Genomic DNA, 21,936 nt, shown 5'->3' on the forward strand with positions numbered 1-21,936 from the left:
GTCAGCGCCCGCCGGCGGTGTGGACGACCTCGCCGTTGATGTTGCCGTTCGCCTCGGAGCAGAGGAAAACGATCACGCGCGCGACCTCCTCGGCGGTGCTCAGACGCCCGCTCGGAGTCTCCCGCGCCGCCTGCTCCAGCAGCTCCGGGGCCACCGCCTCAAGGCTCTCCGTCAGCGTGCCTCCGGGCGCGACCACGTTCGCGAGCACGCCGTCCCGGGTCCACATCAGCGCCCGCGCGAACCCGTGCAGCGACGCCTTGGCCGCGCTGTAGAGCTCCGAGCCCGGATTCCCGTGGGTCGCGGTGACCGAGGACAGCAGCACGATCCGCCCCCAGCCGCGTTCGCGCATCCCGCCCAGGGCCTGCCGGACGGTCCACATGTGGCCTTCGACGTTCTCGCGGAACCGGGCGAGCCAGTAGTCCATGGGGAAGTCCTGGTAGGCGGGCATGTCCTCGGGGTTGACCCACACCCACGTCTGGGCGTTGGCCACGACGACGTCGACTCCGCCCCAGCGGCTCTCGACCGCGCCCACCGCCTCCCTGATGGAGGCCGGATCGGCGAGGTCGCACCGGAGGGCGCACGCACGGTCGTCGCCACCGAGCTCCTCGACCACGCGCATGGCCGCGGCGTCGGAGGTGTGGTAGGTGATGGCGACCCGGGCCCGTTCCTCGGCGAACACGCGCGCGGTCGCGAGGCCGATGCCGCGGGTGGCGCCGGTGATCAGTACCCGCTTGTCTTCCAGGCCAAGGTCCATCGCGTATTCCTCCGGCTCCGCCGCTCGGCTGTGTCTGCTGCCCGGCATCGAGGACATGCCAGTCATCACTCTCCGTCGCCGGGCTCGAAGAAGGCTGGAGCGCGCCGGCCGGGTGCGCCGGGGCCGGAACTCCAGGAGGCGTCAAGCAGGGGCCGCTACCGTCCCCACCGGAGTCCGCACCGTGACGGAGGAAGGCCCATGCTGCAGGAAGAACTCATGGAGATCAGGGACCCGCTGCTGCGGAAGGTGCAGGACCACCCCTTCTGGTCCGGCCTCCGGGACGGCTCGCTGCCGGCGGAGGCGCTCGCCCGCTTCGTCCGGCAGGACACCGGGTTCCTGCTGCCCGCCTACGCCCGCGCCCTGGCCCGGTGCGCGGCGGTCGCCCCGGACGACGCGGACACGCTCCTGCTCGGGCAGTCGGTCGCCGGCACGCTGACGGCCAGGGACAGGCTGCGCCAGGCATACACCACCCTGGCGGGCGAGCTCGGCCTGCCGGAACTCGGGGTACGGCTCGCGGCGGACCCGGCCACCCAGGCGCACATGTCGTTCTTCGCGGCCGCCGGCGCGCGGTCCTTCTACGCGGGCATCGGCGCGCTGCTCCCCATGGTGTGGTTCAACGCCGAGGTGTCCGACAACCTGAGGGACAACGCGGTGCCCGGCTCCCGCTACCTGCCGTGGATCGAGGTCTACCACCCGGGCGAGTCCTACGGGTACGCGGTGCGGGCGTTCCTCGACATGGTCGACCGGGCCGGCGAGAGCTGCTCGGCCCGGGAGCGTCGGCTGCTCGTCGAGCAGTTCTCCATCAGCGTCCGTTACGAATGGGCATTCGCCGAATGCTGCATACGACAGCCCTCATGGCCGGTGTGACACGTGGGTCCCGGACACGCGCAGCCGACGAGAAAGGTCACCAGCGAGATGAACACCAGAAGTCCGATCCCCTACCCCTTCCAGTGGACGCCGCCGATGGAGGTCCCCGACGGGCTGCGCGGGCTGCGGGAGAAGGCCCTCGTCGAGGTCAGGCTGCCCAGCGGCGACACGGCGGTGATGGTGACCCGCTACAAGGACGTCAGGAGGCTGTTCGCGGACGAACGGCTGAGCAAGAACATAGCCAGGCCGGGTGTCGCGAGGATCTCCGCCGACAACGAGCTGTTCGTCGACCCCGAGATCGACGCCGACCCGCCGGACCACACGCGGATGCGCGGCCTGGTGACCAAGGCGTTCACCGCGCGCCGGATAGAGCTGCTGCGCCCGTTCGCGCGGGCGGTCACCGATGACCTGGTGGAGAAGATGGCGCAGGGGCGGGGGCCGGTCGATCTGAACGAGGCGCTCGCCTTCCCGCTGCCGATCCTGGTGATCTGCAAGCTGCTCGGCATCCCGCCGGAGGACAGGAACAAGTTCCGCGGGCTGGTGGACGGATTCCTGTCGGTGACCAAGTTGCCGCCGCAGGAGGTCGAGGAATGCCGCAAGGGCCTGTGGGACTACCTCGTCGAGCTGATCGCCGCCAAGCGGGCGGATCCGGAGGACGACCTGATCGGCGCTCTGATCAAGGCGCGGGACGAGGACGACAACCGGCTCTCCGAGCACGAGCTGCATTTCTGGACGCAGAGTCTGCTCATCGCCGGCTACGTCACCACGGCGAGCCAGATCGGCACCGGGACCGCCGTGCTGCTGCACCGGCGGGATCTGGTCGAGGAGATCCGGGCCGACTACTCGCTGGTGCCGTCGGCGGTGGAGGAACTGCTGCGGACACAGATCATGGGGTCCTCGATCGGCACGCTGCGCTACGCGCTGACGGACATCGAGCTGTCCGACGGCACGATGATCAAGAGCGGGTCCAGCGTCCTGCTGTCGGAAGAGTCGGCCAACATGGACGAGAGCGTCTTCACCGACCCCTTCACGCTGGACATCCGGCGTAAGGAGAACCACCACATGACCTTCGGCGCCGGCATCCACTACTGCGTCGGTGCGGCGCTGGCCCGGATGGAACTCCAGGTAGCGACCGAGAGCCTGCTGCGCCGGTTCCCGGACATCCGCCTCGCGGTCCCCGCCGACGCTCTGCCCCGGGGTCTCGGCGGATTCATGGAGGGCTTCAGCGAGATCCCGGTCACCTGGTGACCGGATGATCCGAGCCGGCGCCGGCCCCTCCGGAACGCGACCGGCCCGCTACCCCATGGAGGTAAACGGATGACTCACGGCAGCGCGGCGGCCGGGCGGCGCACCGCTCTTGTCACCGGAGCCAACCGCGGCATCGGCCGCGCGGTCGCCGCCGAGCTGTACGGCCGGGGCCTGCGGGTGGTGGTGACCGCGCGGAACGCCGACGAGGCCCGCGCCGCGGCCGCCGAGATCGGTCCCGGCGCGCGCCCGCACGAGCTGGACGTCACGGATCCGGACGGCGTCAGCCGGTTGACCAAGGAGACGGGCCCGGTCGACGTGCTGGTGTGCAACGCCGGCGTGCTGCTGGACGCGGGCACCGATCCGCTGGCCGTGCCGCTCGAACTCGTCGAGCGGACGCTGCGGGTGAATCTGCTCGGGTCGTGGCGGGTGGCGCAGGCGTTCGTGCCGCCCATGGTCGGCCGGGGGTGGGGCCGCGTGGTGCTGATCTCCAGCGGCACCACCGCCGAGTTCGGCGGCGCCCTGTTCACCGGCGCGCCCGGCTACTCGATATCGAAGAGCGCGCTGAACGGGCTCACGACGATGCTGGCCGCCCAGACCGCCGGGTCGGGGGTGCTGGTGAACGCGGTGAACCCGGGACGGGTGCGCACCAGGATGATGCCGACCCAGCAGACCACGCCCGAAGAGGCGGCCCGGTTCATCGCCGACGTGGCGACCCTTCCGGACGGCGGGCCGACCGGGCAGTTCCTCACCGAGAAACGCGGCCAAGGCTGAGGCCCGCGTCCCAAGAACAGGAGACGGCATGGAATTCGACCTTTCCGGTAAGAAGGCCGTGGTCACCGGCGCCGGCGCCGGCATCGGGCTGGCGGTCGTACAGGCACTCGCCTCGGCGGGCGCGGACGTGTTCGGCGGGGCGCGCACCATCACCCCGGAGCTGCTCGCCGCCACCCCGCACGTGTTCGAGGTCGACCTCGTCACCCCGAAAGGGCCGCAGCTGCTGGTGGAACGGGCGCTCGCCGAGTTCGGCGGCGTCGACATACTCGTCAACAACGTCGGCGGCGGCGTGAAGCTGGCGGCCGGCTTCCTCGACATCGAGGACGAGGTCTGGCAGCACACGTTCGAGCTCAACGTCTTCACCACGATACGGGCGACCCGCGCGGCGCTGCCCAGCCTGATCGAACGCAACGGCGCGATCGTCAACATCGGATCGATGAACGCGAGCATGGTGGATCCCCGCCTCGCCCACTACTCCGCGGCCAAGGCCGCGCTCGCCAACATCGGCAAGGCGCTCTCCGCGGAGTTCAGCCCGCTGGGCGTCCGCGTCAACACCATCTCTCCCGGACCGGTACGGACCCGGCTCTGGACGAATCCGGAGATCGCGCGGCGAGCCGGGCTGTCACCGGAGGAGTTTCTCGCGTCGGTCCCCAAGATGGCGGGGCTGTCCACCGGCAAGATAATCGAGCCCGACGAGGTGGCGGCACTGGTGGTGCTGCTGGCGTCCGGCAGGGTGCGGAGCATAACGGGTTCGGACTACACGATCGATGCCGGCATGGCTCCTCCGGCGCACTACAACCGTCCGGCGTGAGAGGCCTCGCCGCGCGCCGGTGACGTCCTGCGAGCGGTGTGAACGCCGCGGCCGCGGGCGGGTGTCCAGCCCGCCTCCGGCCGCGGCGTTCGTCGCCGTCGCCCGCGGGTCAGCCCGCCGTGCCGAGGAGGCGGTGGAGCGCGCCGGTGAGCAGCGCCGCGGGGTCTCCGCCCGGGGAGGCGCTCCGCCAGGCCACGTAACCATCGGGGCGGACGAGCACCGCGCCGTCACGGCCGAGGTCGTAACGGGGCTGCCAGTTGCCGTCGAGGTCGACCAGTTCGGCGCCGGCCGGGGCCGGGCCGACGCGGTAGGCCCGCAGCGGGACGGAGGTCCGGCCGGCGACCTCGCGCACCGCGTCCGTCCACGCGGTGCCGGCGGACCCGGTGAGCAGGACGAAGGCGTCGTGGAAGAGGTCGTGCACGGCGATCGTGCCGCCGTCCAGGCCGAGCCGGAGATGCGGCGCGCGCGTGCCGGGGACGGCCCGCTGTTCCAGCTTGTCGCCGTAGACCGTGTCGTGCCCGGCGCCGGCGACCGCCGAGGACCGGTACCGCTGGCCGAGGGTGCACAGCACGTCGTCCACGTCGTCGCCGTCCGGATCGCCGCCGAACCGGGCCTGCTGGCGCCGTACGGTGATGTCGGCCAGGGCCTCCGCGACCGGACGGCGCTCGGCTCCGTAGGAGTCGAGCAGGCTGTCGCCCGCCCAGCCGTTGATCGCGGCGGCGAGCTTCCAGGCCAGGTTGTGGGCGTCCTGCACGGCGGCGTTCGCCCCCATCGCGCCGGCCGGCGGCCACACGTGCGCACTGTCCCCGGCGAGGAAGACCCGGCCGCTGCGGAACCGGTCGGCGACCCCGACCGCCTCCTCCCAGCTCGCGATGTCCAGGATCCTGACGGCGACGTCCCGGCCGATGACCGCCCTGGCCACCTTGGCGCACCGCTCGGGCGTGAAGTCGGCCGCCGACTCCTTCCCGGGGTCGTAGGCGACACTGATCGCCCACTGGTCCGGGACCGCCGTGGTGAGGAACGAGCCGAGCCCGATCTCGGGGTTGACGACGATCCAGAACAGGGCCCTCTTCCGTACGATCTCCGACAGGTCGGCCTCGACGACGAAGGTCACCCAGTGCTGGGTGACACCCGGTCCGGAGCGGGCGACGCCCAGCCGCCGCCCGATGGTGCCGCGGAAGCCGTCGGCCGCGATGAGGTAGTCCGACCGCACGGTGCGCCGTCGCCCGGTGCCGCGGTCCTCGGTCACCGCCGTGACGCCGCCGGCGTCCGCCTCGACCGAGACGCACCGCGTGCCGAACCGGATGTCGGCGCCTTCGCCGCGTGCGGCGTCGATCAGGATGGGCTCCACGCTGCGCTGGTCGGCCATGCCGAACTCGCAGGCGGTCAGCTCGGGCAGTGCCCCGCGCGTGTCCTCCTCCAGGATCCAGTTCCAATCGCCCGCGAGGTTCTCGCAGCGGACCACGCCCGCCTCCCCGTCGAAGGGCCGGCCGACCTCCCTGACGCGCGCCTCTATGCCGAGCGGGCGGTAGATCTCCATGGTCCGCTGGTTGATCCCGCGCGCGCGGCCCTGGATGGACACGGCCGGATGGCGGTCCACCAGCACCGAGCGCACACCGTGATGCGACAGGAACAGCGAGGACGCCAGGCCCGCGTATCCGCCGCCGACGATGAGGACCGGCGTGGTCTCGTCATGCGCCGTCATCTCGCCCCCCCTTTTCCGGTGCTTTCCCAGCGCGCCAGCCGGTTGCTCGGCATATTCGACCTCCAGCCTTCCTTTTGTGAGGTTTGCACGGCCGGCTCGAACATCGCTGGGGCGGTTGACCGGCGCCCGCGGCCGACCGCCGATCGAGCCGCATCCGAGCCAGGTCGCGCATTCTCGGCACATCGACGGATGCCGAGGGAGAATGCGATGCCGTTCGTAGCGATCACCTATGACATAAAGGGCGGGAACGAGGACAGGGTCGCCGAGGTCTTCAGCGATTTTCAGCGGCCGAAATCCGCTGTGGTCCCCGGCGCCGACGGCAGGGCGGCCGGCCGGATCCTGGCCACCGCGGTGTTCATCAGGGACAGCCTGCTGGTGCGGTTCATCGAGTTCGAAGGCGACCTGGACGCGGTGGCGCGGCACATGGCCGCCCAGCCGGGCGTCCAGGAGGTTGAGCGCAAGCTCAGGCCGTACCTCAACGCGCCGCGCGACACCACCACGGTCGAGGGGTTCGTCCGGACGTTCAAGAGCAGCATGCTGCGCTGCGTCATCCAGCTGTCGGTGCCCCGGCAGCGCGCCTGATACACGCTTGCCATGACAAGGATGATTCCGCTGGAGGCCGGGGTCACATCTCCTGCTGGTCGAGCCGGTCGAGTTGGGCGGCGGACCGGGCCGGAGCCGCCGCCGCGGGTGACGTCGGCCGGGCCGGTGGTTCGAGGACGGCACCAGCGGGTCTCGAGGGAAGCGCCGGCCGGGCGGATCGCCTCCGGCCGCCGGGGGAGGGGGCACCGAGGCCGCCGGCCGGGGACGCCCCGGAGGCGGATCAGCTCCGCCGGAAGCGGGCCACGGCCAGGGCGGAGAACACGATCATGATGCCGGCGGCCCATATCAGCGAGTACGTGACGTAGTACGCGGCGCTGTGGCCGAGGAAGTCCCGGGCGTGGTCGCCGAGGGTGAGCGCCCGCACGGCGTTGGCCATCCAGGTGACCGGCTGGTTGTCGGCGAACGCGCGCAGCCATCCCGGCATGGTCTCGACCGGCACGTACGCGCTCGACCCGAAGGTCAGCGGGAAGACGAGCATCGCCATGCCCTGCGCGGCCTGGCCGTTCCCGGCGATCAGGCCGAGGGTGATGAAGACCCAGCTGAAGGCGAGCCCGAACACCAGGCACAGCCCGAACGCCGCCAGCCCCTGCGCGATCGAGCCGTGCAGGCGGAAGCCGATGGCGAAACCGACCAGCGTCGCGATCGCCAGGCTCCAGGTGAGCACCACGCTGTCGGCGAGCACGCGTCCGGTCAGCACGGCCGCGGACGGGAACGGCAGCGAGCGCAGACGGTCGACGAACCCCCTCCGGAGATCCTCCGCCATCACGACGGCCGTGCCGATGAGGGTGAAGGGCACTCCGGCGGCGATGAAGCCGGGAACGGCGAAGTCGACGTAGGGCAGGCCCCGGCTGGTCCCGAACGCCCCGCCGAAGACGTAGCGGAAGGTCACCAGGAACCCCACCAGCTGCACGGTGCCGACGATGACGAGCTGGGGCGTCCGCAGGAAGGTCAGCACGGCCCGCTTGGCGACGAGCACCGTGCCGGTCGCCAGGCCCGCCCTGCGCAGGCCGGCGGCCGCGGCGGAGGGCATGGCCGTCTCCTTTCCCGAGCTCATCGCATCGCCTTACCGCGGGTGCCGGGCATCCCGTCCACCTCGTCCTGACCGGTCAGCGCGAGGAAGACCTCTTCGAGCCCGGGCTGGCGCACGCTGATGCCGGCGAGCTCCACCCCCGCGTCCTCGACGGCCCGCAGGCCGGCCAGCAGCCCCCCGACGGCGTCCCCGTCGCCCGCGCCCACGCTGACGCGGCGGGTCGCCTCGTCGACCTGCGGCGCCGTGTGACCGGGGCGGGCCAGGGCGGCGGTGACCGCCGCCAGGTCCGCGCGGTCACGCACGTGCACCTCCAGCACGTTGCCGCCGACACGCCGCTTCAGCTCGGCGGGCGGCCCGGAGGCCACCGCCCGCCCGCGATCGATGATCACGATGTGCCCGGCCAGGCGTTCCGCCTCGTCCAGGTACTGGGTGGTGAGCAGCACATCGGTCCCGTGTTCGACGAGACCGTCGATCGCGTCCCACAGCTCGATGCGGGAGCGCGGGTCCAGGCCGGTCGTCGGCTCGTCCAGCAGCAGCAGGCGGGGCGTGCTCACCAGGCTGGCTCCCAGGTCCAGCTTGCGCCGCATCCCGCCCGAATAGGTCCGCGCCAGCCGGTCGGCGTCACCCGCGAGGCCGAAGCGCTCAAGGACGCCGGCGGCGCTGGCGCGGGCCGTACGGGCCGGCTGGCCGTAGAGCCGCGCCACCATCTCCAGGTTCTCCCGGCCGGTCATGGCCGGCTCCACCGAGGCGTACTGGCCCGCGAGCCCGATCGCGCGGCGGACCTCCTCCGGCTCGCGCCGGACATCGAAGCCCGCCACCCGCAGTGTGCCGCCGTCGAGGCGCAGCAGAGTCGCCACCGCCCGGACAAATGTCGTCTTCCCTGCGCCATTGGGGCCCAGGACCGCCATGACCCGCCCCGGTTCGACCGCGAGATCAAGCCCGTCCAGAGCCGTTCTCCTGCCGAAACGCTTGACCAGTCCCCGCGCCTCGATCGTGAGCTCCGCCATTGCATCACCTCGAACGTCGTTTTGTCGGTGGCCTGCCGGCCCGTCAAGTAATATCTCGAACAGTGTTCCGGCCGGGCGTTGTCTCCGTTCGCCGGCATCCAACCGGGACCGCTCGCCCGCCCGTGCGCCGGGAATCGACCCCGTTCGCCGGCCCGGACGGCGGGCCGGCGTCCGTCCCGGAGGGGCCTCCCGGGGGAGGCCCCGCCCGCCGTCCGTGACGAGGAGATGGTGACCGCCCGGCCTTGAGCGGCGGTGGAGGCGTTGACAAGCGGCAGGTGCTGCCATGGGCGGATGCGCATACTCTTCACTGCCTGGGCATGGCCGTCACACCTGTACGCGATGGTTCCGGTCGCGTGGGCGTGCCGGGCCGCCGGCCATGACGTGCTGGTGGCAAGCCAGCCGGAGCTCACCGACGCGATCTCACGCACCGGCCTGCCCGGGGCGTCGGTCGGCCGCGACGTGGACGCGGTGGCGACCTTCCGGGACATCGTGCTGCCGCCGCCGGGTCGGCAGCCGGGCGCCGGCGGCCCGCGCGTCCTCGGCCTGCTGACCGCGCTGGCCGAGGCCATGGTCGACGACCTCGTCGAACTCGGCAGGAACTGGCGCGCCGACCTCATCGTGTTCGAGCCCACAGCCTTCGCCGGGCCGCTGGCGGCCGCCGCGCTGGGCATCCCGGCCGTACGGCACCTGTACGGCACCGACCTCATGAGCGTCGTCGGCCGGTTCCTCCCGGACGCGCTCGGTCCGCTGTCCGGAAAGCTGGGCCTGGACACCGTCGACCCGTTCGGCGTGGCGACCGTGGACCCGTGCCCCGCCGGGCTTCAGGTACCCGTCGGCTCCCGTCGGCTGCCGGTGCGCTACGTCCCGCACAACGGGCCGGGCATGCTGCCGCCGGAGCCGCCGGAGCCGTCCGGCCGCCCGCGCGTGTGCGTCACCTGGGGCACCACGCTGAGCCGGGTGGACCCCGGGCTCTTCCTCGCCGGCCAGGCCGTACGGGCGATCAGCGCGCTCGAGGTGGACGTGGTGGTGGCCGTCACGCCCGGCCAGCGGGCACTGCTCGGCCCGCTGCCGTCCGAGGTGCGCGTCGCCGAATCCGCGCCGCTGCATCTGCTGCTCCCCACCTGCGACGCCGTGGTCGCCCACGGCGGCGCGGGCACGTTGCTGACCGCCGTGGCGTACGGCCTGCCGCAGCTCCTCCTCCCGCGCCTGCCCGACCACGTGCGTCACGCGGGCCGGCTTGCCGAGGCGGGGGCCGGCGTCGTGCTCGCGGCACCGGTGGAGGACCCGGCGGCGATCAGCGATCGGCTGGCCGAGCTGCTGGCCACGCCCGCCTACCGGGCCGCCGCCGAGGAGCTGCGGCAGGAGATGCGGGGCCGGCCGTCGCCGGCGCAGGTCGTGCGCGAGCTCGAACTCCTCGCGGCGGGTGCCGTCCGGCCGTGACCGGGACCGGCCGCTGTCGAGCCGTCCACGAGCCGCTCTCGATCTTCCGGTGCGAGTCTCTGAACGAGACCGGCCGGGTTGAGCGGAAAGCCGGACCGGGTCACAGGCGTCGCCTCCAGCGGCGTGCGGCCGATCCGCGACGGGCTCCGCGGCGAGCCCGGCCGGACACGGCGCGGTACCGGAGACGAGCTGTCAATCCTTTCGAGACCTGGTACGGGAGCACCACATGAACTCCTCTCCCAATTTCGAACACGAATCCTTCGCGCAGCGGCATCGCGGGGGGATGCTGCTCGAGAGGCACGGCCTTGACCTCTACCTGCATCCCTTTCTGGGATTCACCCTTGCTCCGGGCCACCGGTCGGCCGTGCTCAACACCGATGAGGAGGGCTTCCGCCTCTCCGACTCACCGTTCGGCACGGTCGACAGCGCCACCTGGCTCTCCGCCGGCGGGGGCGGACTCGTGCTCGGCAACTCGGTGGCCATCGGCCTCGCGGCGAGCTCCGACAGCGCCACCCCGGCGTCACATCTCGCTTTCCTGACCGGGGTCCGGCAGCTCAACCTGGGACTCTGCGCGGCGGTCTCCCTTCAGGAGCTGATCGCCGCCATGCCTTTCCTGCACGCCGCGACCGCTGTGGTGATCATTGGCGGGGGTCCCGACTTCGTCAACCTGGTGGGCTCGCTGACCCCGGACAACCTGTTCGGCACCGTGTCCTACGAGCGCACGTTCGCCGAGCTGGCGGAGGTCCCGCTGTTCGACCTCGCGACGCTCGCCTCGGGTAAGGCCCTCCCCGACCTCGATGCCTATCGCCGTACGCACCGGAAACCCGCCGCGTGGGACCTCGCCGACACCCTGCCCCGGATGGAGGAGGCCGCCCGCAGACGCCTGCGGGACCTCGCGTTCCTGTCCCGGGCGGCAGGCGAGGGGACCCGGATCCTCTTCTGCCTCCAGCCGTTCGCGAGCTCCCGCACGCGCGCGATCACCCCGGAGGAGAGGGAGCGCTACGACTTCGACGCCCCCGTCTTCGGCATCCTGCACAGCGCCATCGAGAAGAACTGGGACTCCTACGCCGACCGGCTCGCCGAGGGCTGCGCCGCACTGGGGGTGTCCTTCCTGAACCTGGCCGCGGACCGGTTCACGGGAGACTCCTTCGCCGACACCGTGCACTTCACGGACGGAGGCAACCGGCAGGCCGCGGAGATGATCCACCAGGCCCTCGCAGGGCCGCCGGCCGCCGGGAGCGTGCCGCGCCCGCGGTGAGAGCCGCCGCTCCGTCGGTGTCCGCCGATCGATGGCCGCGCGGTCGCCCAGACGGCACGGCACGGGTCAGATCCGAGTCGCGCCTCCTCGAAGTCGCACCTCCTCGAAAAGGAAGAACAATGTCTCAAGCGGCAACGACCCGGTACGAGCGGCTCCAGCAGCTGCGCGACATCCTCACCGACGTTCTCGACCTCGAACCAGGTGAGCTCACGGAGACCAGCAATTTCGTGAACGACCACGGTGCCGACTCGTTGCTGGCCATCGACATCATCGCCAGCATCGAGCGGGACATGGGCGTGCACATCCCCAGCGAGGCCCTCCCCGAGATGATCAACCTGAACGCCGTCCTCGGCCTCGTGACGCGCTACGCGAAAGAGGCGGACCTCGATGCCTGAAGGCGCCTCGCGCCGCGTGGCGGTGACCGGCCTGGGGGCGGTGAGCAGCCTCGGAACGGGGGCCCATACCTTCGCCCAGGCCATCCGCGAGGGGCGCAGCGGCGTGTCGCCCATCCGGAGCTTCGACGCCAGCGGGTTCCCCTACACCTTCGCGGGCGAGGTTCACGACTTCGAGCCGGAACGGCTGCTGCGCAGGCTGCGCATCGACGAGTGGGGCCGCAGCAGCCTCTTCGCCGCCTCGGCCGCGCGGCTGGCGCTGATGGACGCCGACATCGACCCCGGCCAGGTCTCGGCCGCCCGCGCCGGCTCCGCGATGGGGACCACCCTCGGCGAGTCGGCGGTCATCGAGGCGCTCACGAGCCAGTGGGTCCACGGAGGCCTGAAGGATCTCGACCCGGCGCTGGTGCGCCAGGCTCCGGCCGGCCGGATCGCCACCGCGGTCAACGCCGAACTCGGGCTCACCGGTGAGGCCCACACCATCGCGACAGCCTGCTCGGCGAGCAACTACACGCTGGGCTACGCCTACGACATGGTCCGGACCGGCGAGGCCGAATTCATGATCAGCGGTGGGGCCGACTCCGTCAACCGGTGGGAGCACGCCGGCTTCTACCGGCTCGGCGCCCTGGCCGAGTCGGTGTGCCGGCCCTTCGACACCCACCGCTCGGGAATCCTCACCGCCGAAGGCGGTGTGGCGCTGTTCCTGGAGCCGTTCGAGGGCGCGGTGGCCCGCGGGGCGCGGATCTACGCCGAGGTGCTCGGATACGGCGTCAACTGCGACGCCAGGCACCCGGTCGCGCCCGACCCCACCAGCATCGCCGAGTGCATCCGAGCCGCACACCGCAACGCAGGCGTGCGCCCGGAGGACATCGACTACATCTGCGCGCACGGCACGGGGACCCCGACCAACGACGCCACCGAGGTCAAGGCGGTGCGGGAGGTGTTCGGCGACGCGCTGCCGCCGATCAGCTCGATAAAATCCATGATCGGCCACACGATGGGCGCCGCCAGCGGCTTCGGCGCGCTGATCTGCTGCATGGCGCTGCACGACGGCTTCCTGCCGCCCACGGCCAACGTGACGGAGACCGATCCGGCGCTGGGCTCGGGCGTGGACTGCGTCCCGGGCACGGGCCGCGCGGCCTCGCCGCGGATCGTGCAGAACCACGGGTTCGCCTTCGGCGGCAACAACGCCATCACGATCCTGGGGAGAGCCGCGTGACGACCGTGACGACCGTCGCTCCTCTGGTGATCACCGGCTGCGGGGTGGTCTCGCCCGCGGGCGTCGGCCTGGAGCCGCTCGCCGCCGCGGTGAGCGGGACCGGGCGCGAGGAGGCCGATCTGGCGGCGATCGGCGGGGAGTTCCCGCCCATGCCGCTGGCCGCGACGCCGGACCTCCGGCCGGAGGAGTACCTGGGCAGGAAGGGGATCCGCTCCCTGGACCGGACCACGCAGCTCGCTCTGGTGGCGAGCAACCGGGCGCTGGCGGGGCTCGGCGCGCCGCTGGCGGACCGGGACCGCGCGCGGACCGGCGTGGTGATCGGGACCAGTACGGGCAGCATCCGCAGCTCCAGTGAGTTCTCGCGCGAGACGCTCGTGCGGGAGAAGCCGTATCTGGTGCGGGCCAGCTTCTTCCCCAACTCGGTGATGAATTTCTGCGCGAGCCAGATCGCGATCTGGAACGCGCTGCGCGGCGTGAACGCGACGATCGCCGACGGCCGGGTGTCGGGTCTGGCCGCGGTCCGGTACGCCCGCAACGCGATCGTCCAGGGGCATGTCGACCGCGCCCTGGTCGGCGCGGTGGAGGAGCTGTGCCCCCAGTCCGCATGGGCCTGGTACCTGTCGGGCGCGCTCACGCCGGCCGCGGCCGTCGGGGAGGGGGCCGCGGTGTTCGTCGTCGAGACGTCCGAGGGCGCCGCCGCGGCCGGCCGGGCGCCGCTGGCCGAACTGCTCGCCTGCGAGGTCGGCACCCTGGGCATGTCCGATGTGCGCCGCGGCCTGACCGTGTGCGTCGAGCGCGCCCTGCGGCGCAGCGGCGTGCCGGCTGAGGCGGTCACCGCGGTCTCGCTGAGCGCGACGGGTCTGCGCGGTCTGGGACCGGCCGAGGAGGACGGAGTCCGCGGCGCCCTGGGCGACCTGCCGCCCCATCGGATGAGGACGGCCGCTCTGGTGGGCGAGAGCTTCAGCGCGAGCGGCGCTCTGCAGATCGCCGGGCTGCTCGCGGAGTGGCGGGCCGGCGCCGCCATCGGCCCGGTGGCCCTGGTGACCTCCGTCGGGGACGACGGCAACATCGGCTGCCTGGTGGTGCGCCGCCCCGCCCTCTGACGGGCCCTTCCCCCGGAGGCCGGTCATCGGCCGGCGGCGCGTCCGGACCGCCCCCGCCCGCCAGGTCGCGGCGGCCGTACGGCAGGCCGTCCGGACCGCCGTCCAGGGCCGATTCCGATGGCGGAGCACCCGCCGGTACCGGTTCGCGCGCGATGCCGGGCCGGTGGACCTGGTGACCGGGTGAACCCAGGTGGGCCGGCGGACCCGGTGGACCGGATGGCCACCGGGAGGGCCGGTGACCGGTGGACCGGTTGGACACCCGGAGGGCCGGTGGGCCCGCGACGGCCCGGGGCGATCACGGGGCGGTTACTCCCCGAATCATTCCTGTCACGTTACGCGCCGGCACTCTTACGTAAAACCTTGTCGACGCCACGCACGCGTCGGTGCGTCCAAAACAATGGTCCGCGCCCCGGGTGGCGTTTTCGCGGTGCCGGAATAGGGGAGTCCGCCGGCGGCCGGGTCTCCGCAGTGGCGCCCGCGCCTGATATGGCGCGCCCGCGGGCCGGGAAAAGGACGTGCGAGCCTCCGCCGCCATCGGCGCGGCGCCGTACCCGTGGCGGGCCGGTGATGGTCCCGGCAGCCGCAATGCCTCCGATCCCCGCGCCTGCGGATTCAGTGCGCGGAATCAGGGCATGTGATGTATTGCGATCCTGCCGTCCATGTGTGGCGTGCGGCATTCTGTGCGTGCCGCAGACAGCCGGTCGGGCCACTGGCGCGGGTCGACTCGTGTATACACGGTGAGGCAAGGTAAGTGTGGCCGTTAAAACAGATCCCCCCGTTCGATATCCGCCCCTGCATAACCTGTTCTCGCGGTGTCACCTGTTGTCACGATATTGATCCGGCAGAACACTATTTACATAACGGCCACCAAGGAAAGTGGCGGTTGACTAATGATGTTACCGATAGTAAATATGAGATATATCTCGATGGGCCGGGTGCTCATCGGCCTCTGTCCCGGTAGGTGGTCATCGCGAGCTCACGTTGCCCACCGACCCACCCGCTCGGGGCGGCGATATCCGGGGCGCCGCCACGTCTCGTAGAACCGCGCCGAGCCGACTCCGCGGCACAGCCGCGTCAGTCGAGGCGGCAAGGAAGGTGCTCCAATGTCCGAACACGCACTTCACGTTGTGATCATCGGGGCCGGTCTGGGCGGTGCGAGCCTGGCGCACGGGCTCAAAAAGGCCGGCATCAGCGTGGCCGTCTATGAGCGCGAACCGGCCAGGCATGACGGCTCCTTCGGTTTCCGCGTCGCGATCGGGCCGGGCGGCAGCCGTGCGCTGCGCGATGTCCTCCCGCCTGACCTCTACGAGACCTTCGTCGCGACCTGCGCCAAGCCGCCGCGGCACCTGACGGTCTATTCGGAAGGGCTCGACGAGCTGTTCACCACCAGCCTGCCGATGGCAGGGCAGGCGGGCGCGGCCGCCGCTGTGAACATGAAGTCGGCGAGCCTCATGACGTTGCGGCAGCTGCTGCTCACCGGGATCGAGGACGTCGTCCGGTTCGGAAAGGAGTTCACCCGTTACGAGCGGCGGCCGGACGGCCGGATAACCGCGTTCTTCGCGGACGGCACATCCGCGGTCGGTGACGTACTGGTCGGCGCCGACGGCCCGCATTCCCAGGTACGGCACCAGTACCGGCCCCAGGCAGACGTTCAGGACTGCGGTCTCGTCGCCGCGTACGGGCAGGTGGACCTTGACGAGGCGGCCCGGCTGCTGCCGTGGGAGAAGATGCTCCGGGGGATATCGCTGGTGCGCAGCCGTCAGGGGCTCTCCTTCATCGCCCAGCCCATGGAGTTCCGGTGGGACAGCGAGGGCGAGTTGAAAAGCCGCATCGGCACCGTCGACGCGGCCCTCATCAAGACCTGGTCCGGCATGCGGTACGACAACACCCGCGACCACCTCATGTGGGGCATCATGGGCTCATCGCGTCTGTTCCGGGCCGAGCCGGAGGCGCTGCGCGGAACCGGGGTCGTCGACGCCGTCGCGGACATGACCAGGCGGTGGGATCCGGCCCTGCACGCGCTGGTCACCATGACGGATCCGGCCACGGTCGCGGCGACGCGGGCCGTCGTCTCACGTCCGGCCGATCGCCGGGAGGCGACCAAGGTCACCCTGCTCGGCGACGCCGGCCACGTCAGGTTCCCCGCGCCGGGCACGGGGGCGAACGCGACGCTCCGCGCGGCCGGGCTGCTGTGCCGCCTGCTCACCGGGGCCGTGACGGATCAGTGGCCGGTCGTCGCGGCCATCCGCGACTACGAGGCGCAGGTGCTCGGGTCCGGCTTCGGAGCCGGACGCTCATACTGGAAGTGCCTGAGCCGCAAGGTCCGGATGAACAGGCCGGTCATCGGCCCGGTGCTCGCCGCGGGCACCCGCACCCGCCTGCGGGTGGCCAACCAGGTCCCGAGCCTGAAGAGGCGGGTGGCCGGGGAGTTCAGCTGGGTGCAGGGCGGCAGCGCGGCCTGAGCACGCGGCTCCCCGCAGGGCCGTGACCCGGCGGCGGCGCGAGGCGCCCTCGAGCGGGTCGAGAGCGCACGAGGTCACCCGGGCCCGCGCCCCGCCGCCGCCGGGACGGGAACGCCGTCGCCGCACCCGGAGTCGTCCGCGGCCGGACCGGCGACGGCGCTCACCCCTCCGGCCGCGGACGCCCGGGGGCGAGCCCCGCGCGGAAGGTTCAGCCGCCTTCCAGCGGTCGTTGAGCCGACGGTGTCAGCCTGCCGGGGTGAGCGTCCGAACAATGGCTTCCGGAGCGGCGGAGTGGGTCAGCTGTGCCCGGTGCCGAGAACTGACCTACGGCAGGCGTTTTGAACGCGACCTGCGAGTATGCCCGGGGTGTGGTGCGCACAGCCGCCTCACCGCCTGGCAGCGCATCGGCCAGCTGCTGGATACCGGCTCGGTCCGGCAGCTCGAACAGCCGGTGGTGGCCGAAGATCCCCTCGGTTTCATGGACTCCCGCCCCTACCCGGAACGGCTGCGCCAGGCGCGCGAGCAGACGGGAACGGAGGAGGCCGTCATCTGCGTCACGGGCACGCTGATGGGGCATCCGGTGGTGGCGGCGGTCATGGACTTCCGCTTCCTGGGCGGCAGCCTCGGGGTCGGAGTGGGCGAAGCCATCGCGGTGGCCGCGGAGACCGCCCTGCGCGCGCGCAGCCCCCTGATCATCGTCACCGCTTCGGGCGGCGCCCGCATGCAGGAGGGCGCCTTCTCACTGATGCAGATGGTGAAGACCAGCCAGGCGCTCGCGGAGCTGGACGAGGCGGGGATTTTCACCATCTCGATCATCAGCGACCCCACATACGGGGGTGTGGCCGCCTCCTTCGCCACGCTGGGAGACGTCATCCTGGCGGAGCCCGGAGCGCGTATCGGCTTCGCGGGTCCGAGGGTGATCGAGCAGACGATCCAGGCCGACCTCCCCAAGGGTTTCCAGACGGCCGAGTTCCTGCTGGCCCGCGGCCTCGTGGACGCGGTGGTGCCGCGCTCCGCGCTCCGGCCGACGATCGCGTGCCTGCTCGACGCCCAGGCGCCCGCACAGCCCTCCACGGCGACCGGAGCGGGGGAGGGCCTCATCCGTGACCCCGGCGACCTGCCCGAACGGGAACCCGAGCAGGTGGTGGAGGCGGCCCGCCACCAGCAGCGGCCGACCGCGCTCGACTACATGAACCAGTTGCTGGACAACTTCCAGGAGCTGAGAGGCGATCGGATGTCCGGCGACTGCCCGGCTATCGTGGGCGGCCTCGGCCGCTTCGACGGCCGGCCGGTCATCGTCCTCGGACACCAGAAGGGCCGCGACACCACCGAACGGGTCCAGCGCAACTTCGGTATGGCACTACCCGAGGGGTACCGCAAAGCCGCGCGGCTGATGCGGCTGGCGGTCAAGCTGGGGCTGCCGATCGTCACCCTGGTCGACACGCCCGGCGCCCATCCCGGCATCGGCGCGGAGGAGCGGGGACAGGCGTGGGCGATCGCGGAGAACATCCGGCTCATGTCCGGACTGCCCGTTCCGATCGTGGCGGTGATAACGGGCGAGGGCGGCAGCGGCGGCGCGCTCGCCCTGGCCGTGGCCGACCGGGTGCTCGCCTGCTCCGGCGCGATGTACTCGGTGATCAGCCCGGAGGGCTGCGCGGCCATCCTCTGGAAGGACCGGTCCGCGGCCCCGATGGCGGCGGCGGCGCTCCAGCTCGGCGCGCGCGACCTGCTCCGGCACGAGATCGTCGACGCGGTCGTGCCGGAGCCGGAGGGCGGGGCGCACCGAGACCCCGTGGCAGCCGCCGAACTGCTGCGCGCGGCGCTCTCGGAGACCTTGCGCGAGGTCGTCGCCATCTCCCCTGACGATCTGGTGGCACAACGCCGACGACGGTTTCGGCGATACGGCGTCGAGATGCCGAGGTGCATATGAACAACGAATCCACTGGTGCCGCGCCGAGCGGGATCGACGAGCTCTGCCGGCAGGCCGCCAACCTCATCGAGGCCGCCAAAGGGCCGCTGAAGAGCGTGCGGGTGCAGGCGGGCGACCTGCTCGTCCAGGTCGAGTGGCCCGAGCCGGGCCCCGCTCCGAACACGCAGGCCGCCCCGAACACGCAGGCCGCCCCGAACACGCAGGCCGCCCCGAACGGGCAGGCCGTTCCGAACGGCCAGGCCGTCGCCTGGGGGCGTCCCGAGGCCGCGGCGCCCGCCGGACCGGAGGCCGGCCCGGGGGAGGACGACGGTCCGTTCGTCGTCCACGCGCCCCTGGTCGGAACGTTCTACCACGCCCCCTCACCCGGTGCGCCGCCGTTCGCCGCCGTCGGGGACGAGATGGTGGCGGGGCAGCAGGTGGCGATCGTGGAGGCGATGAAGCTGATGAACGCGGTCGAGGTCGATCGGCCCGGCCGCGTCGTCGAGGTGCTCGTGCCCGACGGGTCACCGGTGGAGTACGGCGAGGCGCTGTTCGTCCTCGCCCCCGTGTGAGCCGAGTCCTCGCAACCACCGCGATTGAGAGGAACCCATTGTTTTCGACGATCCTGATCGCGAACCGAGGCGAGATCGCGCTCCGTGTCGCCCGCACCTGCCGTGAGATGGGCATCCGGACCATCGCGGTCTGCTCGGACAGCGACCGTGAGTCCGCCGTCGCCCGCTTCGCCGACGAGTGCGTCCGCATCGGCCCCCCGTCCCCCCGGCTCAGCTACCTCAACGCCGCCGCGATCGTCACGGCGGCGCTGCAGACCGGTGCCGACGCCGTGCATCCCGGGTACGGCTTCCTGTCGGAGGACCCCGACTTCGCGGAGATCTGCGAAGCCGAGGGGCTGACCTTCATCGGTCCCTCCGCTTCGCTGCTCAGCCGGCTCGGCGACAAGGCGCAGGCCCGGGAGATCGCCCAGGCAGCCGGGCTGCCGGTGGTTCCCGGCAGCTCACGGTCGCTCGTCACGCTTGAGCAGGCCAAGTCCGTCGCCGGCGAGATCGGCTATCCGGTGATCATCAAGGCCACCGCCGGCGGAGGCGGGCGCGGTATGACCGTGGTGCGGGACGCCCGGGAGCTGCCGCGCGCCTACGCGCAGGCGCGTGCCGGCGCCCAGGCGGCCTTCGGCGATCCCCGCCTCTACATGGAGACGTTCCTGGAGAACGCCCGGCACATCGAGGTGCAGGTGCTCGGTGACGGCGCGGGAGGCGTGGTCCAACTCGGCGAGCGGGACTGCTCGGTGCAGCGGCGCCGGCAGAAGCTGATCGAGGAGACGCCCGCCCCGGGGCTCCCCCGGGAGCTGGCCGACCGCATCTGCGCCGCCGCGGTGCACGCCGCCCGGGAGGTGAACTACGCCGGGGCGGGCACCTACGAGTTCCTCGTCGACGGTGACGACTTCTTCTTCATGGAGGTCAACTGCCGGATCCAGGTCGAGCACCCGGTCACCGAGCTGGTGACCGGTGTCGACCTGGTCCGGGAGCAGCTCCGCGTCGCGGCCGGGTACGGGCTGTCCATCCGCCAGGAGGACGTCCGGCCCCGGGGCGTGTCGATCGAGTGCCGCGTCAACGCCGAGGATCCCCGCCGGGGGTTCCTGCCGACGCCCGGCGTGGTCGAGGAGTTCCTGCCGTCGAGCGGTCCGTTCGTGCGGGTGGACACCCACGGCTATCCCGGCTTCCGGGTGACGGCGGACTACGACCCGCTGCTGGCCAAGGTCGCGGTCTGGGCCCCGGACCGCCGGCAGGCCATCGCGCGGGCCGGCCGCGCCCTGGAGGAGTTCCGCGTCTCCGGGCGGGGGGTGCACACGACCAGGGACTTCCTGCGCGAAGTGCTGGAGAACCCGGTGTTCCGCGCGGCCAAGCACACGACGGCCCTGGTCGACGACATGGGTACCGGCGGCGCCTGACCGCCGCGGCCCGGCGGAGCCGCCTGCCGGACGGGGACGGCGGGCCCCGTCAGGGGGTGGCGGTGTAGGTGGCCGTGATCCGATCCGCCGCGGCCCGCGCCTCGGCTCCGTCCGTGCCCGCGGCGATGCTCGCGTCGCACCACTGCCGGCTGCTGAGCGACATGAACCGCCTGCCCTGGTCGGACGCGGTCCATGCCGCGCTCTCCTGCGGGTCCACGGCCTGTCCGGAAGACAGGTGGGTGGCCAGGCCCATGAGTCCCAGGTCCCAGCCGACGCCGACCATGCCGGGTCCGAACTGGGCCCACTGTTCGTCGTCGACGTGAGCGGTGTGCTCAAGCTCGAACCGGGTGCCGCCCTCGGAGGCGGGCGTCAGCCGGACCTCGATCCAGCTGACGTTCCCGCCGTACTCCCAGGTGGCCGAGAAGCTCGCGGGCGGGTCGCAGCGCTCGATCCTCCCGCCCGCGTTGCCCTGAAGCTGGTAGCGGCCGTTCAGGCGCAGGTCACCCGAGACGGGCAGGAACCACCGGGAGATGCGCTCAGGATCGGTGCAGGCGTCCCAGACGTCGTCGACACCGGCCTCGTAGGTCTGGCTGATGGTCACGATCCGGGCCTCACCCGCCTCCAGCACGCGCTTGCCGACCTCGCGCCGCACGGCGTTGATCTGCTGAGTGACATCGATCATGAAGTTCTCCTCTGACCTGGTTTCTCGCCGGGATCGCGAGCCGGCATTCACGTCCGCCCCGGACCGCTTCCGCTGCGGGCGGCTCCGGGTGCGGAGTGCGGGGATGCCGGACGGGATCGCACCGCGCGCCGGCGCCTCGAACGCCCACATGACGAGAGAAAATATTAGATACTGCTTATATAAGTCAAGGCCGTGCGACGGCCTCTCCGCCGGTTCTGGTCCGCCTCCGGCGTGGTGCCGTGGCGGTCGGGCCGCATCCGCGACGACGGTGCGCGGATGGTGTCGCCCGCAGGCCTGTGGCCAGGTGGAAGTTAAACTCGCCGCCGGTGGCGTGGTGGCGCTCGGCCTGACGCTGGCGGAGTACGGGAACTTCTGGATCGCCAACGCGCTCTACCTGGCATTCGTCCTCGACGCGCTCGCCTCTTCGATCACGAAGATCGTCGCGTACCGCCGAGGCTTCTAGCCGTGGTCAAGCCCACCAGAGTCACGAACGCGATCCGGTCCCTCCGGTTCGCGCACGGAGAGATGACGCAGGCGGACCTGGCGGACCGCATCGGCGTGACCCGCCAGACCGTCATCGCCATCGAGGGGGGACGTTACTCGCCCTCGCTCGAGATGGCGTTTCAGATCGCCCGGGTGTTCGGGGTCCCGCTCGACGAGGTCTTCCAGTATCCGGACACCGAGGCGTAGCCGTCCTCGCCGAGCCCGGCAC

At 71.8% G+C, this 21,936-nt stretch carries 21 protein-coding genes; 16 read left to right on the top strand and 5 right to left on the bottom strand.

The features are described 5' to 3' along the window. Nucleotide 1: 1 nt before the first annotated feature. Entirely contained in the window at nt 2–754 is a 753-nt protein-coding gene (locus BM085_RS02760) for an SDR family NAD(P)-dependent oxidoreductase (protein WP_093885450.1), read from the bottom strand. Between the two features lie 198 nt (nt 755–952). Here BM085_RS02760 and BM085_RS02765 point away from each other — a divergent pair, with 198 nt between their 5' ends. From BM085_RS02765 to BM085_RS02780, 4 genes are all read left to right on the top strand, one after another. Further along, complete coding sequence (locus BM085_RS02765) at nt 953–1,621, top strand: TenA family protein (RefSeq protein ID WP_093885451.1); 669 nt, start codon at nt 953–955, stop codon at nt 1,619–1,621. Between the two features lie 48 nt (nt 1,622–1,669). Continuing rightward, on the top strand, nt 1,670–2,869 hold the full coding sequence (locus tag BM085_RS02770) for a cytochrome P450 (protein WP_093885452.1): 1,200 nt from the start codon (nt 1,670–1,672) through the stop codon (nt 2,867–2,869). A 69-nt stretch (nt 2,870–2,938) separates the two neighbouring features. After that, complete coding sequence (locus tag BM085_RS02775; protein ID WP_093885453.1) at nt 2,939–3,640, top strand: SDR family NAD(P)-dependent oxidoreductase; 702 nt, start codon at nt 2,939–2,941, stop codon at nt 3,638–3,640. A 28-nt stretch (nt 3,641–3,668) separates the two neighbouring features. Beyond that, on the top strand, nt 3,669–4,451 hold the full coding sequence (locus BM085_RS02780; RefSeq protein WP_031160157.1) for an SDR family NAD(P)-dependent oxidoreductase: 783 nt from the start codon (nt 3,669–3,671) through the stop codon (nt 4,449–4,451). A gap of 109 nt (nt 4,452–4,560) precedes the next feature. Here the strand turns inward: BM085_RS02780 and BM085_RS02785 are convergent, their stop codons facing one another. After that, nucleotides 4,561–6,156, bottom strand: a complete 1,596-nt coding sequence (locus BM085_RS02785; protein ID WP_093885454.1) for an FAD-dependent monooxygenase — start codon at nt 6,154–6,156, stop codon at nt 4,561–4,563. Between the two features lie 207 nt (nt 6,157–6,363). On the opposite strand from BM085_RS02785, the gene BM085_RS02790 reads away from it, so the two are divergent. Further along, nucleotides 6,364–6,738 (top strand): SchA/CurD-like domain-containing protein, encoded by a 375-nt coding sequence (locus BM085_RS02790; RefSeq protein ID WP_093885455.1) that lies wholly within the window; start codon nt 6,364–6,366, stop codon nt 6,736–6,738. Between the two features lie 241 nt (nt 6,739–6,979). Here BM085_RS02790 and BM085_RS02795 read toward each other — a convergent pair whose 3' ends face one another. Together BM085_RS02795 and BM085_RS02800 are read right to left on the bottom strand one after the other, a co-directional pair. Beyond that, nucleotides 6,980–7,813, bottom strand: a complete 834-nt coding sequence (locus tag BM085_RS02795; protein WP_245789079.1) for an ABC transporter permease — start codon at nt 7,811–7,813, stop codon at nt 6,980–6,982. Then, entirely contained in the window at nt 7,810–8,796 is a 987-nt protein-coding gene (locus BM085_RS02800; RefSeq protein ID WP_093885457.1) for an ATP-binding cassette domain-containing protein, read from the bottom strand. Before BM085_RS02800 ends, BM085_RS02795 begins: the two co-directional genes overlap by 4 nt. A gap of 291 nt (nt 8,797–9,087) precedes the next feature. On the opposite strand from BM085_RS02800, the gene BM085_RS02805 reads away from it, so the two are divergent. The 9 genes from BM085_RS02805 (at nt 9,088) to BM085_RS02845 (ending at nt 20,542) form a co-directional block, all read left to right on the top strand. Further along, complete coding sequence (locus BM085_RS02805; RefSeq protein ID WP_093885458.1) at nt 9,088–10,236, top strand: nucleotide disphospho-sugar-binding domain-containing protein; 1,149 nt, start codon at nt 9,088–9,090, stop codon at nt 10,234–10,236. A 283-nt stretch (nt 10,237–10,519) separates the two neighbouring features. Further along, complete coding sequence (locus tag BM085_RS02810) at nt 10,520–11,494, top strand: SGNH/GDSL hydrolase family protein (RefSeq protein WP_143120777.1); 975 nt, start codon at nt 10,520–10,522, stop codon at nt 11,492–11,494. Between the two features lie 119 nt (nt 11,495–11,613). Next, nucleotides 11,614–11,889: an acyl carrier protein gene (locus BM085_RS02815; RefSeq protein ID WP_012890833.1), complete on the top strand. Its 276-nt coding sequence runs from the start codon at nt 11,614–11,616 to the stop codon at nt 11,887–11,889. Continuing rightward, on the top strand, nt 11,882–13,105 hold the full coding sequence (locus BM085_RS02820; RefSeq protein ID WP_093885460.1) for a beta-ketoacyl-[acyl-carrier-protein] synthase family protein: 1,224 nt from the start codon (nt 11,882–11,884) through the stop codon (nt 13,103–13,105). The genes BM085_RS02815 and BM085_RS02820 overlap by 8 nt, the downstream gene beginning before the upstream one ends. After that, nucleotides 13,102–14,208 carry a beta-ketoacyl synthase N-terminal-like domain-containing protein gene (locus BM085_RS42650; protein WP_177244927.1) on the top strand — a complete coding sequence of 369 codons (1,107 nt, stop codon included), beginning with the start codon at nt 13,102–13,104 and terminating at the stop codon, nt 14,206–14,208. The genes BM085_RS02820 and BM085_RS42650 overlap by 4 nt, the downstream gene beginning before the upstream one ends. A gap of 1,103 nt (nt 14,209–15,311) precedes the next feature. Then, nucleotides 15,312–16,670: an FAD-dependent oxidoreductase gene (locus BM085_RS02830; RefSeq protein WP_143120779.1), complete on the top strand. Its 1,359-nt coding sequence runs from the start codon at nt 15,312–15,314 to the stop codon at nt 16,668–16,670. 271 nt (nt 16,671–16,941) lie between these two features. Beyond that, nucleotides 16,942–18,600: an acetyl-CoA carboxylase carboxyltransferase subunit alpha gene (locus BM085_RS02835; protein WP_093885462.1), complete on the top strand. Its 1,659-nt coding sequence runs from the start codon at nt 16,942–16,944 to the stop codon at nt 18,598–18,600. Beyond that, on the top strand, nt 18,597–19,151 hold the full coding sequence (locus BM085_RS02840; protein WP_093885463.1) for an acetyl-CoA carboxylase biotin carboxyl carrier protein: 555 nt from the start codon (nt 18,597–18,599) through the stop codon (nt 19,149–19,151). The genes BM085_RS02835 and BM085_RS02840 overlap by 4 nt, the downstream gene beginning before the upstream one ends. Before the next feature lie 38 nt (nt 19,152–19,189). Then, the gene (locus BM085_RS02845; RefSeq protein ID WP_093885464.1) at nt 19,190–20,542 is read left to right on the top strand and encodes an acetyl-CoA carboxylase biotin carboxylase subunit; all 1,353 of its coding nucleotides are present in this window, start codon (nt 19,190–19,192) and stop codon (nt 20,540–20,542) included. A 49-nt stretch (nt 20,543–20,591) separates the two neighbouring features. Here BM085_RS02845 and BM085_RS02850 read toward each other — a convergent pair whose 3' ends face one another. Further along, a complete protein-coding gene (locus BM085_RS02850) occupies nt 20,592–21,224 on the bottom strand; it encodes an SRPBCC family protein (protein ID WP_093885465.1) in 633 nt (210 codons plus the stop codon). Nucleotides 21,225–21,528: 304 nt separating this feature from the next. On the opposite strand from BM085_RS02850, the gene BM085_RS44155 reads away from it, so the two are divergent. Then, on the top strand, nt 21,529–21,687 hold the full coding sequence (locus tag BM085_RS44155; RefSeq protein WP_177244928.1) for a hypothetical protein: 159 nt from the start codon (nt 21,529–21,531) through the stop codon (nt 21,685–21,687). 2 nt (nt 21,688–21,689) lie between these two features. Continuing rightward, on the top strand, nt 21,690–21,914 hold the full coding sequence (locus BM085_RS02855; RefSeq protein ID WP_093885466.1) for a helix-turn-helix transcriptional regulator: 225 nt from the start codon (nt 21,690–21,692) through the stop codon (nt 21,912–21,914). Nucleotides 21,915–21,936: the final 22 nt, after the last annotated feature.

Origin of the sequence: Streptosporangium canum (genome assembly GCF_900113865.1) — a bacterium.
Lineage (GTDB): Bacteria > Actinomycetota > Actinomycetes > Streptosporangiales > Streptosporangiaceae > Streptosporangium > Streptosporangium canum.

What these genes read in the sequence shown, in the direction of transcription:
- BM085_RS02775 (WP_093885453.1), top strand. Translation starts at nt 2,939, where the DNA reads ATGACTCACGGCAGCGCGGCGGCCGGGCGGCGCACCGCTCTTGTCACC.
- BM085_RS02800 (WP_093885457.1), bottom strand. Translation starts at nt 8,796, where the DNA reads ATGGCGGAGCTCACGATCGAGGCGCGGGGACTGGTCAAGCGTTTCGGC.
- BM085_RS02790 (WP_093885455.1), top strand. Translation starts at nt 6,364, where the DNA reads ATGCCGTTCGTAGCGATCACCTATGACATAAAGGGCGGGAACGAGGAC.
- BM085_RS02815 (WP_012890833.1), top strand. Translation starts at nt 11,614, where the DNA reads ATGTCTCAAGCGGCAACGACCCGGTACGAGCGGCTCCAGCAGCTGCGC.
- BM085_RS02805 (WP_093885458.1), top strand. Translation starts at nt 9,088, where the DNA reads ATGCGCATACTCTTCACTGCCTGGGCATGGCCGTCACACCTGTACGCG.
- BM085_RS02770 (WP_093885452.1), top strand. Translation starts at nt 1,670, where the DNA reads ATGAACACCAGAAGTCCGATCCCCTACCCCTTCCAGTGGACGCCGCCG.
- BM085_RS02810 (WP_143120777.1), top strand. Translation starts at nt 10,520, where the DNA reads ATGCTGCTCGAGAGGCACGGCCTTGACCTCTACCTGCATCCCTTTCTG.
- BM085_RS02850 (WP_093885465.1), bottom strand. Translation starts at nt 21,224, where the DNA reads ATGATCGATGTCACTCAGCAGATCAACGCCGTGCGGCGCGAGGTCGGC.
- BM085_RS02830 (WP_143120779.1), top strand. Translation starts at nt 15,312, where the DNA reads ATGTCCGAACACGCACTTCACGTTGTGATCATCGGGGCCGGTCTGGGC.
- BM085_RS02820 (WP_093885460.1), top strand. Translation starts at nt 11,882, where the DNA reads ATGCCTGAAGGCGCCTCGCGCCGCGTGGCGGTGACCGGCCTGGGGGCG.
- BM085_RS02835 (WP_093885462.1), top strand. Translation starts at nt 16,942, where the DNA reads ATGGCTTCCGGAGCGGCGGAGTGGGTCAGCTGTGCCCGGTGCCGAGAA.
- BM085_RS02780 (WP_031160157.1), top strand. Translation starts at nt 3,669, where the DNA reads ATGGAATTCGACCTTTCCGGTAAGAAGGCCGTGGTCACCGGCGCCGGC.
- BM085_RS02765 (WP_093885451.1), top strand. Translation starts at nt 953, where the DNA reads ATGCTGCAGGAAGAACTCATGGAGATCAGGGACCCGCTGCTGCGGAAG.
- BM085_RS02840 (WP_093885463.1), top strand. Translation starts at nt 18,597, where the DNA reads ATGAACAACGAATCCACTGGTGCCGCGCCGAGCGGGATCGACGAGCTC.
- BM085_RS02785 (WP_093885454.1), bottom strand. Translation starts at nt 6,156, where the DNA reads ATGACGGCGCATGACGAGACCACGCCGGTCCTCATCGTCGGCGGCGGA.
- BM085_RS02760 (WP_093885450.1), bottom strand. Translation starts at nt 754, where the DNA reads ATGGACCTTGGCCTGGAAGACAAGCGGGTACTGATCACCGGCGCCACC.
- BM085_RS02795 (WP_245789079.1), bottom strand. Translation starts at nt 7,813, where the DNA reads ATGAGCTCGGGAAAGGAGACGGCCATGCCCTCCGCCGCGGCCGCCGGC.